Consider the following 16,539-nt stretch of genomic DNA (forward strand, 5'->3'; position numbering starts at 1 on the left):
CCGTGAGGACAGAAACTGTCTACCGGAGCGTGGTCACTCCAATTGGGCGAGGGTTTACGGGGCATTTGCTAAATCGCTTTCGCCATTTTCAGATTGCACGGACTCATCTGCCAGTTAAACGTCCCTTTGCCGTTTTCATCAAGCGTGACGCTGGCAATGGCCGAGGGGGTAAACATCGGCGGGGTTTCACCAGGGCAGAGTTCCGCCACCAGATACCCCACCAGAGGCAGATGGGAGATGACCAGCGCCGACGCCACGCCTTCGTTCGCCAGCGTCTGCAGCCAGGCGCTGACCATGCCCACATCGCCGCAGGGAGTAAGCTCTGCCAGGACATCGGTACTGGCTGGCAGGTTCATGCAGCTCCCCACCACGTCCAGAGTTTGTTCGGCTCGCAGGAACGGGCTCACCAGAACACGTTCGATAACTACCTGTTGGCCTTTCAGCCAGTTCGCCATCAGACGGGATTCGTCGCAACCGCAGGCGGTTAAAGGTCGAACCGAATCGCTGGCGGCATCGAGGGCTGCGTCGCCGTGACGCATGATAAAAACTTGCATAGTGCACCGCTTTTGTTAACCAGAATCAGCCGCGTTCTCGCCGGCTCTCCAGGAGCCGCCGGCGAAAACGCGGTGGCCGGCATTGTGCCTTATCCATCCATCGAATGAAACGCCGTTTTTTACCTCAATGGCGTAAGTATAGTCAATCTATGTTTACATTTTGACCACCCGCCGGGCATCTACCCGGGATTTATCTTCCCCGGCGCGCCGCTATTTCAGCGCCTCCGGAGCCATCTGGTGGAAACGTTCATCACGTTCCGCCATTTGCAGCAGGGCGTCGCACGGCGCAAACCGCGTGCCGTACTGGCCGGCCAGACGCCGCAGCGTCGCCACCACCGCACCCGGGCCAAGCGCGTCCATATAGCAAAACGGACCGCCGAGGAACGGTGGAAAACCGATACCAAACACTGCGCCGATATCGCCGTCGCGCGGGGAGCGAATAACCCGCTCATCGAGGCAGCGCGCAGCTTCGTTGAGCATCAGCATCACGCAGCGCTCCGCGATCTGTTGGCCGGTAAACCCGCCCAGCCCTGTGGCACCGATAAGGGGATAAATCGCCGGGTCGACCTGTTTTTTGCTTTTACGCCCTTTCGCGCCATAAAGATAGAAACCACGACCATTTTTTCTGCCTTTGCGATCGTCATTAAGCATTGCGGCAACCACGTTTGCCGGGGCGCGGAAACGTTCGCCCCAGGCCGCCTCCAGCACCGGGATAATTTTGCTGCCTGTATCAATTCCGACCTCATCCAGCAGCTGGATCGGCCCAACCGGAAAACCAAACTGAACCAGCGCGGCGTCTATCTCTTCGACACGTGTACCTTCGGTTAACAGATGAATCGCCTCGTTAAGGTAGGGAACAAGAATACGGTTTACATAGAATCCGGCCCGATCGCCCACCACAATCGGCATTTTTCCCTGTTTTTTTGCCAGCTTAACCACGGTGGCAATAGCCTGCTCAGAAGTGGTGGCGTGGGGAATAACCTCCACCAGCGGCATTTTTTCCACCGGGCTGAAAAAGTGCAGCCCAATCACCTGCTGCGGTCTGGCAGCCCTGGCGGCAATGTCGCTAATCGGCAAAGAGGAGGTGTTTGAAGCAAAAATAACGTGAGGGGCGCAGTTTTGCTCTACTTCCGCCACCATCTGTTGTTTTAACGACAACTCTTCAAACACGGCCTCAATGATAACGTCGCGCCGGGCAAAACCCCGGTAGTCGGTGGTCCCGGAAATCAGCGCCAGCTGGCGATCCCGTTCGCCAGGGCTAATCTGACGGCGGCGTACGCGGGTTTCAAGCAGATCCCAGCTGTACTTCAGGGCATGGTTGATTCCGCTGGCGCTAATATCTTTGATGCGTACCGGCAGCCCCCCTTTGCAGGCCGTCGCCCAGGCGATGCCGCCGCCCATCAGCCCGCCGCCGAGGACCCCGACGGCGGTTAACGGGCCGGGAGACACGTCGCTGCCGGGATCTTTTTTCACCTCGCTGCTGGCGAAAAAGAGGTAGCGCAGCGCCTGCGACTGTGGGGTCATCGCCAGCTCGCCAAAGGCGGTGGCCTCGGCCTCATAGCCACTGCGGCCTCCCTGCGCCAGCCCGGCTTCCACCACCTCCAGAATGCGCCGCGTCGCCGGATAGTTGCCCCGGGTCTTTTGCGCCGTTTTTTTGCCGACCATCCGCAACAGCAGCGCGCGGCCCGGCTGTGCGGCCAGCACCCGTTCGCGCAGCGGCAGGCGGCGCGGCGGGCGCTCCCGCAGCGCCATCTGCGCGGCGGTCTCCAGCAGAATCGTCTGGGGCGCCACCTCATCAACCAGCCCAACCTTCAGCGCCTGGCTGGCGCGCAGCTGTCTGCCGGTGAGGATCATCTCCAGCGCCGTGCTGACGCCCACCAGCCGCGGCAGGCGCTGGGTGCCGCCGGAGCCGGGCAGCAGCCCCAGCTGCACCTCCGGCAGGCCGAGCAGCGTTTTCGCATCGTCAGTGCAAACGCGCCCGTGACACGCCAGCGCCAGCTCCAGCCCACCGCCCAGGCAGGCACCGTGGATGGCGGCAATGGCCGGGATCGCCAGGGCGTGGATTTCGGCCATCAGCTGCTGCCCCTGGCGCGCCAGCGCTCCGGCCTCCTGTGCCGTCCGGCAGCGGCCGATCATGTTAATATCCGCGCCGGCGATAAAGTTATCCGGCTTCCCGGAGATAAAAACGACGCCGCGCAGAGCGGTATCTTCGCGGATCTGCTGCAGAATGGCGCGAACCTCGTCGGCAAAGTCCGCCTTAAGGGTGTTCATTTTTTCGCCTGGAACGTCAATGGTGACGACGGCGACGCGGTCCGGCCGGACGCTGAGGGTAAAAGCCGGTGACATTTCCATTACGCTGCCTCCAGAACCATTGCCGCGCCCAGCCCGCCGGCGGCGCAGGCGGTGACCAGACCAAAGCCCCCGCCCCGCCGCCGCAGCTCGCGCAGGGTCTGTACGATCATGCGCGCGCCGGTGGCGGCGAAAGGATGTCCGTAGGCGATAGAGCCGCCCAGCACATTGAATTTTTCTTCCGCCACTTCGCCAACGGCGTGCGGCCTGCCCAGCACCTCACGGGCAAAGCGATCGCTGGCAAGCAGCTGGAGATTGACCAGCGTCTGGGCGGCAAAGGCTTCGTGCATATCAAACAGGGTTAAGTCATTGAGGGTCAGCCCGGCGCGCTCCAGGGCCAGCGGCGTCGACCAGGCCGGACCCAGCAGCATATCCTGACGCACGTCGATGGCGGTAAAGGCGTAGCTGCGCAGATAGCCCAGTGGAGAAAGCCCCAGCTCCCGGACCCGGGACTCGGTCATCAGGATCACCGCCGCCGCACCATCGGTGAGCGGAGTGCTGTTGGCGGCGGTCACGGTGCCGTGCCTGCGGTCAAACGCGGGCCGTAGCCTGGCGTAATCCTCGAGCGTGGCGTCGCGGCGGACGGTGTTGTCTTCAGAAAACGGGGATCGATATGGCGGCATCCAGGCGGTCATCACTTCATCCGCCAGCTTACCGTCGGCCCACGCCTGCGCCGCCCGCTGATGGGAGCGGTGCGCCAGCGCGTCCTGCTGCTGGCGGGTAATCCCCCAGCTTTTCGCCATCTGCTCGGCGGTATCGCCCATCCGCAGCCCGGTGGAATATTCGGCCACCGCCGGCGGCACCGGCAGCAGATCGCGCAGCCGCAGCCGGGAAAAGAGCCGCAGCCGCTGGCGGAGAGTGCGGGCCTTGTTGGCGTCGACCAGCGCCCGCGCCAGCCTTTTACTGACCCCGATGGGCAGTACGGAAGAGGAGTCCGCCCCGCCGGCAATGCCCGCACGCACGGTGCCCGCCATCAGGCTTTCGGCAAGGCTCGCCACCGCCTGGAAGCTGGTGGCACAGGCGCGGCTGACGCTGTATGCGTCGGTATGTACGCTCATGCCGGTGCCGAGCACAATCTCCCGGGCAATATTCGGCGCTTCGGGCATCTGCACCACCTGTCCGAAAACCAGCTGCTCAATAATATCGGCGGGAAGCTCGCTGCGCGCCAGCAGTTCACCCACCACCATTTTTCCCAAATCGACGGCGGGGATCCCGTGGAAGGCGGTCGCCTGTCGGGCAAACGGCGTTCGTAGCCCGTCCACAATGGCGATGCGATCGCCCTGGCGGGTGACCAGTGGTAAAGCCTGACTCATAACGCTCCCCTGCTCATTGTTAAAAAGTGGTCTGACCTGATCGCATTCTTAACCTTTTTTTTACATACAGCCAAGTAAAGAGGCGGGAAAGTGAGAGCTGTAACACAGAGAGAAGAGAGGAAGAAGAAAAAAGAGGGCCACGCGGGTTTGTCCACGGGTCAAACTGAAAGCCCCGGTCTGCGCCCGACGGGGCTTTTGCGGCGTTACTCGCCGTGCATCTGCAATAACCAGACCTTACGGCTCGCGCGACGCTTATGAGCGGTTAACTATCGCAGCCCCAGCTGGAAGATCAGGGTTTCCGCCTCACAGGCGAACACAAAGTCGATATTCAGCTGTACGCCTTCGGCAACGTCGGTAAAGGTCGGGGTGATTTGGCAGGGTTCCGACTCCACGCCGCGCGCTTTTTCAGTCAGCGCCGCCAGCGTTTGCTCTGCTTCCGCGCGGGTGGCAAAAACGCGGCTGTACGACGCGGTACAATCGGAGTTATCCATGATGGTGCCAACATCCATACAGCAGCAAACCGGGGTTTCATCAGCACTGCATTTACTCATTGTAGATTTCCTCTGTATTCGCACCTGAGGTGCCAGATAAACGTGGGCTTATTTTACGCCCCTGCCCGCAGCCCCTCCAGTCGTTAATGGGGTGAAAGGCGGGAAGTGACCAAAATCACAATTAAAAATGATCTAAAACAATAATTACCCCGGCTGCTATGTGCTCTGCTCCGCAAATTTGCCGGCTGGATCGCGTTTCAATGATCACAAATGAAAAAATAATGAAACACACTTGCAACATAACGGTGGGTCAGACCTATACTCTCGCCACTGGTCTGATTTCTATGTCGTAAGCCAGACCCTACACTTCGCGCTCCTGTTACAGCATGTAACACAATTTGTATAAAAATAAATCAATGAGGTTATGGTCATGAGCCAGAAAACCCGGTTTACAAAGTCTGCTCTCGCAGTTGCAGTGGCACTTTTCTCTACACAGGCCTGGACAGCAGGCTTTCAGCTAAACGAATTTTCCTCCTCTGGCCTTGGCCGGGCCTACTCGGGTGAAGGTGCCATTGCCGACGACGCGGGCAACGTCAGCCGCAACCCGGCGCTGATTACGATGTTCGATCGCCCGACCTTTTCTGCAGGCGCGGTCTATATCGATCCGGACGTTAATATCAGCGGCACATCGCGAACCGGACGCAGCCTCAAAGCCGACAATATCGCGCCGACCGCGTGGGTGCCTAACCTGCACTTTGTCGCGCCGATTAACGATAGCTTTGGCTGGGGGGCATCCATTACCTCTAACTACGGTCTGGCGACGGAGTTTAATGACACCTACGCAGGCGGCTCGGTCGGCGGCACCACCGACCTTGAGACCATGAACCTGAACTTAAGCGGTGCCTGGCGCTTAAACGAAGCCTGGAGCCTGGGCCTTGGCTTTGACGCCGTTTATGCGCGCGCCAAGATTGAGCGCTTTGCCGGCGACCTGGGTCAGCTGATTGCAGGGCAAATTATGCAGTCTCCGGCCGGGCGGACGCCCCAGGGGCAGCAGTTGGCGGCCACGGCCAACGGCATCCCCGCCGATACCAAAATCGCCCACCTGAACGGCAACCAGTGGGGCTTCGGCTGGAACGCCGGGGTGCTGTATGAATTAGATAAGAATAACCGCTACGCCCTGACCTATCGTTCCGAAGTGAAGATCGACTTTAAAGGCAACTACAGTAGCGATCTGCCGACCTTCGTCAACGGCATGGGCCTGCCGGTGCCAACCGCCACCGGCGGCGCGACCCAGCCCGGCTATCTGACCCTTAACCTGCCCGAGATGTGGGAGGTTTCCGGCTATAACCGCGTGGCACCGCAGTGGGCCGTTCACTACAGCCTGGCCTATACCAGCTGGAGCCAGTTCCAGCAGCTGAAGGCCACCTCAACCCGCGGCGACACGCTGTTTGAGAAGCATGAAGGGTTCAAGGACGCCTGGCGCATTGCGCTGGGTACGACCTACTATTACGACGATAACTGGACCTTCCGCACCGGCGTCGCCTTTGATGACAGCCCGGTCCCCTCCCGGAACCGCTCGATTTCCATCCCGGATCAGGATCGCTTCTGGCTGAGCGCTGGCACCACCTACGCCTTCAATAAAGATGCCTCGGTCGACGTCGGCGTTTCTTATATGCACGGCCAGAGCGTTAAAATTAACGAAGGCCCTTACCAGTTTGCGTCCGAAGGTAAAGCCTGGCTGTTCGGCACCAACTTTAACTACCGGTTCTGATTTTCAGCAGGCGTAAAAAAAGGTGAGCGTTTTGGCTCACCTTTTTTATTTTCCCGCTTTATTCGGCGTCGATGTCCTGTAAATCATCCTGTATCGCCTGGGCATTCGGGTTTTCCTGCGGCTTAAGCTTACCGCCTTCTGCGATAAAGTCGTGGCGCTGGAAGTAGGCTTCACGCACCATAATATACGGATCGGAGGACTGGCGCAGCAGGCCATCGGAGTCGAGCAGCTGGGCGCGGTTTTCAATGCCTTCGACGGTCCATTTGCCAATCGACAGCGGCCAGGTGAGCCAGGAAAGCACCGGATAGAGGGTATCGGCTACGTCGCCCACATCTTCGCGCAGGGTGAAGCTGCCGTAGAACGGAAGCTGAACGTAAGGCCCGTAGCCCACGCCGTAGTACCCCAGCGTGCTGCCAAAGCGCTGCGGCTCAACGCGCTGTAGCTTTGGATTAGCCATGCCCGCCACGTCGATAAAGCCCCCCATCCCTAAAATCGTGTTCAGGAAAAAGCGGGTAAAGTGCCTCATTCCTTCATAGGGATCGCCCCGCAGAAAACCATTGACCATCGCGGCAGGCTCTTCAAGGTTTCCGGTAAAGTTGCTTAGCCCATTGCGTGCCGGCTGCGGAACATAGTCGCGCCAGGCAACGGCCACCGGCCGGACAACATACGGGTCCAACACGTTGAAGTTGAAGTTGTACATGGTACGGTTAAACCCTTCGAGCGGGTCCGCGCGCCCCTGCTGATCTGTGCCGGAACTCGCACACCCCACCAGCAGTGTGGTTCCCAGCGCAAGCGCCGACAGGCGAAGCTTCATAGTTATCTCCCTGTTGAACATGGCCATCGCTGATTGCCATTGATGACGAAACGTTAATTTCCGCCCGTTCAGGCGTTAGCGATTGTAACAGCACGCCAAACGTTGTCTATATGCCGGAAACCGGTGATGAAATAATAGCCCGGCGACGGCGTAACCGTACCGCTTGATTTTACCCACTCAACGTTAAACGCGCGCGATCGTTTTTGCTTTTTCAGTCTAAGCGAGCCTGTTTATACCCTAAATAATTCGAGTTGCAGGACAAAACGCAGCGCGTTTTGAACAGCCCCGGGGCTGGCCCCGAAGGGGTGAGGCCCCAGGGCCGAATAAAGCCAACGCACAGGCAACCTGAAGTATGACGGGTATATCCGCTAAAAGCCGCTACGCTTAAGAGACAACTATGGACTTCTGAGACGCAGTATGGCCACTCCCGAAAACAATCAAACTTCCCGGCATAACGACGAGCTGGAGGTTGAGAGCGAAGAAAAGCAGCGCGGTAAAAAGATAGAGGTTGATGAGGAGCGGCTTCCCTCCCGGGCGATGGCCACTCATGAACATATTCGTCAGGACGGCGAGAAAGAGCTGGAGCGCGACGCAATGGCCCTGCTGTGGTCGGCGATTGCCGCCGGCCTGTCGATGGGCGCTTCGCTACTGGCAAAGGGGATTTTTCACGTCGAGCTGGAGCAGGTGCCCGGCGGTTTTTTACTGGAAAATCTTGGCTATACCTTCGGCTTTATTATCGTCATTATGGCCCGCCAGCAGCTGTTTACGGAGAATACCGTCACCGCCGTGCTGCCGGTGATGCAAAATCCGACGCCGGGAAATATCGTCCTGCTGATGCGCCTGTGGGGCGTGGTGCTGCTGGGTAACCTTATCGGCACCGGGGTGGCCGCATGGGCCTTTGAAACTATGCCCATCTTTAACGAGGAGACCCGCGACGCCTTTGTGACGATTGGGATGGACGTAATGAAGAACAGCCCCGGAGAGATGTTCGCCAACGCTATTATTTCCGGCTGGCTGATCGCCACGATGGTCTGGATGTTTCCTGCCGCAGGCGCGGCCAAAATCGTGGTCATCGTCCTGATGACCTGGCTTATCGCGCTGGGCGACACCACGCACATCGTCGTCGGTTCGGTTGAAATTCTCTATCTGGTGTTTAACGGCACGCTGCACTGGAGCGAGTTTATCTGGCCGTTCGCCCTGCCGACGCTGGCCGGAAATATCTGCGGCGGCACCTTTATCTTCGCGCTGATGAGCCATGCGCAGATCCGCAACGACATGAGCGCTAAGCGTAAAGAAGAGGCGCGGCAAGAGGCTGAAAACGGCGGCAAATCACGCTGAATGGCGACGGTTTGAGCAGTCAGGCGGCGGCGGGCTTACGTCAACTTACAAAAGACGTTATACTCGTGCCGCGTTGTCCCCTTAGTTAAATGGATATAACGAGCCCCTCCTAAGGGCTAGTTGTAGGTTCGATTCCTGCAGGGGACGCCATACACTCCTCTTCTGACACCAGTCGATCTCAATAAATCCCCCTTATACCCGCCATACTTCAGGTTGCCTGTACGTTGGCTTTATTCGGCCCTGGGGCCTCACCCCTTCGGGGCCAGCCCCGGGGCTGTTCAAAACGCGCTGCGTTTTGTCCTGCAACTCGAATTATTTAGGGTATATATACCGGGTCTGCCAAAAAACTGCGGCACTGACAAATCCGCCTGCCGAATTCTTTGACATCACCGCCCGGTCGCCGGGTCCCGCGCCACGGCTTCCACGCTAAAGATCGTTTCCGGCAGTCGGAATCGACGTAACTTCAGCAGCACCAGCGGCCCCTCCCCGGCTTCAGTGCGCAGGGTGTAGTTCAGGTTACGCCCATCCTGCGCCTTCCAGCGCAGGCTATAGCTGCTGCCGGCTCCCGGATAATCCGTAACGGAAGCCCGCTCCAGCAGCCGTATCCATCCCCACGCTCCGGGCATATCCGCGTACTGACGTGTACCCGCCTGGGTGCTTATCCAGCTTAAGCTCGCCCCCGGCGCTACGGTATCAGCAGGCCAGGAAAAGCGCGTCCATGTCGGCATCTGGTTAACGTAGATAAGCTTCTGGCCGTCAATGACCAGGTTGCTCTGCATTACCCCTGCAGCCGTTCCCGGACGCAGCTCAAAGTGCAGCCCGGCCTCACCGTTGATAAACACCACATCCGAGATATGGCTCAGGGTGTTCACCGCGGCCAGAAAGGATGGGTTAAAGGTCAACCCCTGAGCGTTAATAGCGTCCGGAACCCAATGACTGCCCTCCCTGCGCAGCACGCCTCTCAGCCGGGTCTGCAGAAACTGCGCGATACGTCCGGAATCGGTATTAAGGTATTTTGCCAGCAGCGGTAGCGAAACTTCGCTGCTGGTGTTACTGAAGGGATAGCGGCCGCCGAAGGCGCTGTTCCAGTCGTTGACCACCGCCTGCTGCCAGCTGGCGTTAAGGCTGTCTGCCGCGGGAGCCAACACCTGTTGCCAGGCCTGCTCCATAGGTTCAACAAATACCGTACGACCAAATCCACTCCACTCTTGCCCCAGCCCCGCGGCTATCAGGCTGCCGTAATCGCGAATTTCCGTCAGATCCACCGCTTTGCCCTGAAACACGCTCTGAGCCAGCGCCTGGGTCATGGCCTGCGGATCGGCGGCGTTGCTCGCCTGTTGCAGACGCAGGCGCACCTGGGTGATCCGGGTCAGGTATGCCTGGAGGCTCTGGGCCTGCCCCCCGGCACTGTTTTTATCCATCAGCGCCAGCACCGGCCCGAAGGTGCTGTCCAGCGGCCCCTGAGCGCCGGTGCGCCGTTCGATGGCCTCTTTCTCATTCCCGTTCAGAAGCTCCTTTGCTGATTTGACCAGCGAGTCGGCGACGGCTTCCCGCGCCTCTCCGGTACGCCCCTGCACATTCAGGGTATTCATCAGCGCTACCAGCGGCGACTGGCGCACATCGGCCATCAGGGTTAACTGGTCGATAGCGTCGGACAGGGTGGTCGCGCGTACCCAGCGCAGACCATTCAGAAACGCCAGCCATGCGCCGCCGAAATCGGCAAAATAACGCTCCGTCAGACGTTTTTCCAGCGCGTCGGGGGAGACGTCCTGCCGTGGTTTTTGCGTGCTGTCCGTCAGCACCCAGTCCAGCTCTTCACGTCGCTCTTTTATCACCTTTTTGATGGCTGGCCGTACCGCCTGTTCCCAGGCCTGGCGGGTAAACATGCCCGGCACCGCATCGGTGGCGGTAAACAGCCGCGAGGCGTCCGTATCACCGGTCATATCCTCCAGCCGCATATCCATATACAGATGCGCCACTTCGGCGAGCATCTTCTGATAGAGGGAAGATTCGCTGTTACGCGCCCCTTCCAGACGAACCAGCAGAGCGCGGGACTGACTGAGCAGATGTTCATCAACGGGCCATCGCCACTGCGGATGCGCCCGCAGGCTGGCGGCATAGAAGGTGAGCAGCGTCGGGGCCACGCCCTGCCACTCGCTCTCTGATATCCCCGCACGCTGCGGCCAATCCTGTAACAGCGAACGACTGAACCAGGCGGCGTCCATGCGCTCAGGGCGGGCCAGCATCAGATAGCGTTTCAGCCTCTCCCTGGTGGCGCTCGCCATCTGTTCGCGCAGCGGACTGCCCGGCGGAAGCGCCGCAAATCCGGACAGTTGCTGCTGAAGCCGGGCGGCGGCGGCATCGCGCAGCAGCGGCTGCGCGCTTTCGGCATAGCGCGACCACAGGACGGCCAACAGCGCCGCATTCTGACTAAGTCCGGCCCGGTAGCGCCAGGGCACGCCATGTCCGCTATGATACTGCAGCCGATCCAGGGTTTTCTGTAGCGCCAGAAGCGCCTGCAGACGCCCGGCCAGCGGCTGCTTTTGCTGCGCGGCGAGCATAATCTGCTGCTGCGCCTGGCTAATCAGGCTGCGGTTGCCGATGAAGGAGACCAGCATCCATGCGCCCCACAATGTCATCAGCGAAGCCAGCGCAAATGCCGTTATCTTTTGCCAGCGAATACCGAGCGGTCTGGGGCGCAAAGCGGCGGGCAACGAACAAACCGATTCTGGTAGTACCTCCCAGCGTTTATCCATGCTCCAGCAATGCCTGACGCTGCGCCCGACCTCTGTCGATAATGAACTAAAGACAATACCCGCCAGCGGTAGGGGACGATACGAATTAAGCATTATCGACAGCGGTCGCGACAGGCTTTCTGGCTCACGAATAAGCTGGTCAGCCAGGGTCAGCAAAAAGTTATGCTGCGTTGAATCGCAGATCTGCAGAATACCCTGGTCAATCAGTTGTGCAGAGAGCATCTGAAGCTGCTGTGCCAGGCCTTCCGCACTACAACCGGCAGGCAGCAAGCAGCCTGCGGCCTGAGCTATTTGCCTGGCAGATTGAGCGGCGCGAGGATGCAACGACCAGAGATAGAGCGGCAGCCGCCAGCCAGACTCAGCCATACGCTGGCTGATAGCATAAGCCAGGGTATCCATCGCGCTGTCGGAAGGCGCAGAGGATGGCGTCGGCAGACCGGGAGCAGACAGCCGGTCAAATGCGGAGGTCACCCACACCAGACCATCCGCCGGACGATAGCGCAGCTTGCGCAGGGCTTTCAGCCACTCGGTCTCTGCCGGAGCATTAAGATCGCCGCCCCACAACAGCAGTGTTCCCTTATCTTCCTGCCAGAGCTGGCTGGTGAGGCCGGGAGTGAGCTGTTCCACCTCGCTAACCGTACCAGTGAGCACCAGAATACGGATTTTTGTGGCCCAGCGGCGACCATAACGTTGACGAAGATAGCAGCGGATCTCTTTAACGTTTTCACCGCTCGCGCATTTATGCTGTTCATGCTCCAGTTGTTCTGGTTTTACCCCGGCCCGCATTTTTAATTGCTGAACAAAGCGTAAGGAAACCAGCCATTCCCATAAGCGTACAAGCAGCTCATCAAAAAGCAGTATCCCCAGACAAATAGCGACAATAACAAGCGATATCCGTAATTTTTCCTCTTGCCCGACAAGCCGCACAACAGGATTATCCAGCCATATGAATCCGGCGCTCACCAGAATAATAAGCGCAACCATAATCCAGATACCTGTCCGTTTTCTTTTTATCATGTCGCGTTCCTTCAACATTCTGCCTGACGCACAATGGTCTGATGCGTTGTTTTATCGCTTATCATCACCCACTGTGGCTTACCTGATGTAACGGCATACTCACAGGCACAGAGCAATGCAATATTTCCGTGCGCGGCCCCGGCGTTACCAAATAGATCATCCAGAATATATTTTTCGCTCTGCCCCGGCGCATAGCCTATGCTTTCCGCCTGCTGGAGTAATCGCGTCAGCGCATTTTTATCGACCTGCTCCTGCCACAGAGTATATGCCTCACCAATAGACAATTTTCCCCAACGCAGCATATCCTGTAGAGTACAGATCTCCTCCGTGGCGACAACGGGGCGGTGAATAACCGCTTCAGGCTGAACTACATGTTGAGAAAGCCACTCCGGCGAGGCCAGTAATAACGCCGATACCGATTCAGATTGATAATCCCGCGGCTCCGTGAACAGATTAATTTCAACTGAAAGCATCAGCATTGCTTCCCGCCGATCGAGCCAGGAATCCAGCCACATCATGCCATCGCCTTCTTCCCCAACCGCAAGATCATCCACGGTATACAGTGAGGGAAATATCTCCTGCCAGATTTGCCTGATATGGGCATCATCCAGCATCCCATCATGGCGGAGACGAACAGACAGCCTGTCACCCGCAAGCGCCGATAAATCAGGTTCCAGTACAGAGAGGAGCTGAGCCAGGTAACGGGCCAACCTCAGGCTGTAGCTTTCTTTCGAGAAATGAGAGGCTGAAGGTTCAAGCCGGGCAGTTGTAAACGTACGCCGAAGCGGGGCAAAATAGGTTGACTGTAACTGACTACCATAAGTTAGCAGAGCAGAAGCCAGCTTATTACAGGCACCAGGCGTAATATACGCTTTACCCAGTAAACCGGCACAACGCTGCCCTTTTGCTACCTGTATGTCGTACTGCTCCTGATGAAGACGATTCCAGTGATTCACCCGTTCGCGTTCGTTTTCATATATCAGTAGCCGAAAAGCATAACAGGCCGATCCCACAGAAAACGGCACGGCAATGACAGAGAACCAGAACCAGGCAGAATGCGTGGATATTCCCTCAGGCCACAGAAAAAGCGCCAGCGCCGCCCCCACCACCGTAACCAATATAATGATAATCAGCCATCGTAATACTATCGGTGGTTCAGGCGTTTTAATTCTTTCGGGTATATTTTTTAGTTCCACAGGCATAATCAGCGCTTCCCGGCCACGGGCAGAGAGGTAATCAAAATACAACCGCATCCACAGCGATGGCCATGGAGAGCAATAGCTTTCCCATTAATTTTGGAGCCTGTATCGCCTTCAGCAACAGAGGTTATTCCATGGGCGGTGCATAATACTTTATCACCAACGCAAGATACGGCTTTCCCCTGAAATTGTACACCGCTGCTACCTTGTAAAACTTTTCCACCACTCGATGTCGCATCACCAATACGAATAACTCCGAGCATAATCCACCCTCTTCTCTCAATTATAATAATCGATAGAAATCCCGCTTCTGATTCTCTTACTGGCCATACTTGATGCCGGACTTCTTTCCTTGTCAGGATCTATACCCTAAATAATTCGAGTTGCATGACAAAACGCAGCGCGTTTTGAACAGCCCCTGAGCTGGCTTCGAAGGGGTGAGGCCCAGGTTCAAATAAAACCAACGCACAGGCAACCAGAATTATTTAGGGTGTAAACATATCATGGTATTTGATAATATCCTCTTATTTCCTTCGCCCCACTTCTCGATAAGAATAAACTGAGTAAAAACACATTCAGGAACCTGATTAAAATCGACAATCACTTTACTTATTAAAACATCAACGAATACGTAAATTATCCTCTCGTCAGGAGGTAATATCACAGTTGCTCAGCAGTAGCGGGGCCAGCAGCAGATAAACGCTTTGGCGTATCATAACTCGCGCCCCTGTTTTACCGGCTGCGGGCTGTTAACGACGCAACGAACCGTAGTATCGCTGATAGTTTTAGTATCCGGACTACGCTTAAAACGGGCAACGGTCAGCCCTTTAAAAGGGCCGGAGGTTCTTGCGCCGCGCATTACCTTTGTATAATTCCCTTCATAATCTTTATATTCCGGTTTTTCTGGCCCTTGGGGATCCTTAGCAGGAGAATTTTTATAATAATCCGGATCGTACCAGTCATTAATCCAGTCATAACCATTACCCGCCATATCGTAAATACCCAGTGGATTAGGCGGATAGCGATCGACCGGCATTGCAGTCATCGTCCCACTCTTTAATCTCATCTTTATGGCAAAATCCTCACGATCTAACCCTCCGGAAATATTAATGCCGCGATTCACATTTTTCATCTCCAGCACGCCGCTGTTGGTCCCCACAATAAAGAATTGCCCGCGACTGCGGGCCGCATATTCCCACTGCGCTTCGGTAGGCAGGGCAAACGGCAGACCGCTGACCTTGCCCAGCCAGGCGCAGTATTTCTCCGCATCGTACCAGTCCATATGCGCGGGGGTATCAGGCAGTGTATTCAGCGCATCTGCCAGCTCCTGACTCAGTGAATTATCCTCCTTCTTTAACTGAAGATTATTAAGCTTCAGGTAAAGCTGATATTCCTGATTGGTGGTTTTAAACTTGCTGATGGAGTAGCTGCTCAGGGTGACCTTATGCAGTGGCTTACTGTCCTTTTCAGTATTCAGCTGCATCTTCTCCGGACCGTATTCCCTGCCGAAGTCCCCCATCAGAAATTCTCCGCCCTCCACAAATACCAGATTATTTTTGACCTGGCGAATCAAATTCTGCAGCCCGGCGCGGTGCTGCTGACTTTCTTTAATCTCTGCCGTTGGCTTTGCCGCGCTATTATTATCACAGGCCGTCAGCAATAGCGGGGCCAGCAGCAGATAAACGCTTTGGCGTATCATTACTCGCGCCCCTGTTTTACCGGCTGCGGGCTGTTAACTACACAACGAACTGTTTTATCAATAATAATTTCCGTGCCCGGATTTTGTTTAAATCTGGCAATCGTCAATCCATTAAAAGGCCCCGAAAAACCAGCCCCACGTAATACTTTAGTATAATTATCTTTATAATCTTTGTGAATAGGTTTATACGGCCCTTTAGGATTTTCGGAAGGAGAGTTTTTGTAATAATCTGGATCATACCAATCATTAACCCACTCATAACCATTACCCGCCATATCGTAAATTCCGAGCGGATTAGGCGGATAACTGTCTACCGGTAATGTAGTCATTGTTCCGGTTGTTAATCCAAACTTTTTTGCAAAGTTCTTACGATCCAGCGAACCGGAAATATTAATTCCACGTTGGATACCATTCATCTCCAGCACACCGCTGTTGGTCCCCACAATAAAGAATTGCCCGCGACTGCGGGCCGCATACTCCCACTGCGCTTCGGTAGGCAGGGCAAACGGCAGGCCGCTGACCTTGCCCAGCCAGGCGCAGTATTTTTCCGCATCGTACCAGTCCATATGTGCCGGTGTATCAGGCAGTTTATTAAGTGCATCAAAGTATTCTTGACGAAGTGAATTATTTGTTGCTTTTAGCTGTAGCTTATTAAGCTTCAGGTAAAGCTGATATTCCTGATTGGTGGTTTTAAACTTGCTGATGGAGTAGCTGCTCAGGGTGACCTTATGCAGCGGCTTACTGTCCTTTTCCGTGTCAAGCTGAATCTTCTCCGGACCGTATTCCCTGCCGAAGTCCCCCATCAGAAATTCTCCACCCTCCACAAATACCAGATTATTTTTGACCTGGCGAATCAAATTCTGCAGCCCGGCGCGGTGCTGCTGACTCTCTCCAGCCTCCACCGTTGGCTTTGCCACGCTATTATTATCACAGGCCGTCAGCAGTAACGGGACCAGCAACAAAAAGTGCTTTGGCATCAAAATACACACCCTTATTTTATTGGTTGCAGGCTATTGACCACGCAACGAACTGTTTTATCACCCGTGACCTCTGTATCTGGCTTGCTATTATATCTGGCAACTGTTAATCCCTTAAAAGGACCGGAAAAATCTGCACCACGTATTACCTTTGTATAATTCCCTTCATAATCTTTATATTCCGGTTTTTCTGGCCCTTGGGGATCCTTAGCAGGAGAATTTCCGTAATAATTCGGATCGTACCAGTCATTAATCCAGTCG

12 protein-coding genes, 1 tRNA gene and 1 pseudogene are annotated in these 16,539 nt (G+C 56.3%); 3 read left to right on the forward strand and 11 right to left on the reverse strand.

Features of this window, described 5'->3' with window-relative positions; genetic code table 11:
• Nucleotides 1-68: 68 nt before the first annotated feature.
• The 4 genes from sixA to GJV78_RS21220 form a co-directional block, all read right to left on the reverse strand.
• Entirely contained in the window at nucleotides 69-554 is a 486-nt protein-coding gene (gene sixA / locus GJV78_RS21205; protein WP_155110104.1) for a phosphohistidine phosphatase SixA, read from the reverse strand.
• Between the two features lie 210 nt (nucleotides 555-764).
• The gene (gene fadJ / locus GJV78_RS21210) at nucleotides 765-2,906 is read right to left on the reverse strand and encodes a fatty acid oxidation complex subunit alpha FadJ (protein WP_155110105.1); all 2,142 of its coding nucleotides are present in this window, start codon (nucleotides 2,904-2,906) and stop codon (nucleotides 765-767) included.
• Nucleotides 2,906-4,216: an acetyl-CoA C-acyltransferase FadI gene (gene fadI / locus GJV78_RS21215; protein WP_155110106.1), complete on the reverse strand. Its 1,311-nt coding sequence runs from the start codon at nucleotides 4,214-4,216 to the stop codon at nucleotides 2,906-2,908. Before fadI ends, fadJ begins: the two co-directional genes overlap by 1 nt.
• A 266-nt stretch (nucleotides 4,217-4,482) precedes the next feature.
• Nucleotides 4,483-4,767, reverse strand: coding sequence for a YfcZ/YiiS family protein (locus GJV78_RS21220; RefSeq protein ID WP_155110107.1), 285 nt, complete (start codon nucleotides 4,765-4,767; stop codon nucleotides 4,483-4,485).
• 370 nt (nucleotides 4,768-5,137) lie between these two features.
• Between GJV78_RS21220 and fadL the strand changes: the two genes are divergently transcribed.
• A complete protein-coding gene (gene fadL, locus GJV78_RS21225) occupies nucleotides 5,138-6,478 on the forward strand; it encodes a long-chain fatty acid transporter FadL (RefSeq protein WP_155110108.1) in 1,341 nt (446 codons plus the stop codon).
• 58 nt (nucleotides 6,479-6,536) lie between these two features.
• On the opposite strand, the gene mlaA is transcribed toward fadL, so the two are convergent.
• Complete coding sequence (mlaA, locus tag GJV78_RS21230; RefSeq protein WP_155110109.1) at nucleotides 6,537-7,292, reverse strand: phospholipid-binding lipoprotein MlaA; 756 nt, start codon at nucleotides 7,290-7,292, stop codon at nucleotides 6,537-6,539.
• A 417-nt stretch (nucleotides 7,293-7,709) separates the two neighbouring features.
• Between mlaA and GJV78_RS21235 the strand changes: the two genes are divergently transcribed.
• Both GJV78_RS21235 and GJV78_RS21240 read left to right on the forward strand, forming a co-directional pair.
• Nucleotides 7,710-8,630, forward strand: a complete 921-nt coding sequence (locus tag GJV78_RS21235; protein WP_155110110.1) for a formate/nitrite transporter family protein — start codon at nucleotides 7,710-7,712, stop codon at nucleotides 8,628-8,630.
• A gap of 75 nt (nucleotides 8,631-8,705) precedes the next feature.
• A tRNA-Arg gene (locus GJV78_RS21240) sits at nucleotides 8,706-8,780 on the forward strand.
• A gap of 236 nt (nucleotides 8,781-9,016) precedes the next feature.
• On the opposite strand, the gene GJV78_RS21245 is transcribed toward GJV78_RS21240, so the two are convergent.
• The 6 genes and pseudogenes from GJV78_RS21245 to GJV78_RS23100 all read right to left on the reverse strand — a co-directional run.
• Entirely contained in the window at nucleotides 9,017-12,403 is a 3,387-nt protein-coding gene (locus GJV78_RS21245; protein WP_155110111.1) for an ImcF-related family protein, read from the reverse strand.
• 11 nt (nucleotides 12,404-12,414) lie between these two features.
• On the reverse strand, nucleotides 12,415-13,605 hold the full coding sequence (locus GJV78_RS21250; protein ID WP_155110112.1) for a hypothetical protein: 1,191 nt from the start codon (nucleotides 13,603-13,605) through the stop codon (nucleotides 12,415-12,417).
• A gap of 2 nt (nucleotides 13,606-13,607) precedes the next feature.
• Nucleotides 13,608-13,865 carry a PAAR domain-containing protein gene (locus GJV78_RS21255; protein WP_155110113.1) on the reverse strand — a complete coding sequence of 86 codons (258 nt, stop codon included), beginning with the start codon at nucleotides 13,863-13,865 and terminating at the stop codon, nucleotides 13,608-13,610.
• A 449-nt stretch (nucleotides 13,866-14,314) separates the two neighbouring features.
• Nucleotides 14,315-15,301 carry a formylglycine-generating enzyme family protein gene (locus GJV78_RS21260; protein ID WP_155110114.1) on the reverse strand — a complete coding sequence of 329 codons (987 nt, stop codon included), beginning with the start codon at nucleotides 15,299-15,301 and terminating at the stop codon, nucleotides 14,315-14,317.
• Nucleotides 15,301-16,278, reverse strand: a complete 978-nt coding sequence (locus GJV78_RS21265; RefSeq protein ID WP_155110115.1) for a formylglycine-generating enzyme family protein — start codon at nucleotides 16,276-16,278, stop codon at nucleotides 15,301-15,303. Before GJV78_RS21265 ends, GJV78_RS21260 begins: the two co-directional genes overlap by 1 nt.
• A 14-nt stretch (nucleotides 16,279-16,292) precedes the next feature.
• Nucleotides 16,293-16,539, reverse strand: a pseudogene (locus tag GJV78_RS23100) (formylglycine-generating enzyme family protein); the annotation flags it as partial.

This window comes from Intestinirhabdus alba (assembly GCF_009711095.1).
Taxonomy (GTDB): Bacteria; Pseudomonadota; Gammaproteobacteria; order Enterobacterales; family Enterobacteriaceae; genus Intestinirhabdus; species Intestinirhabdus alba.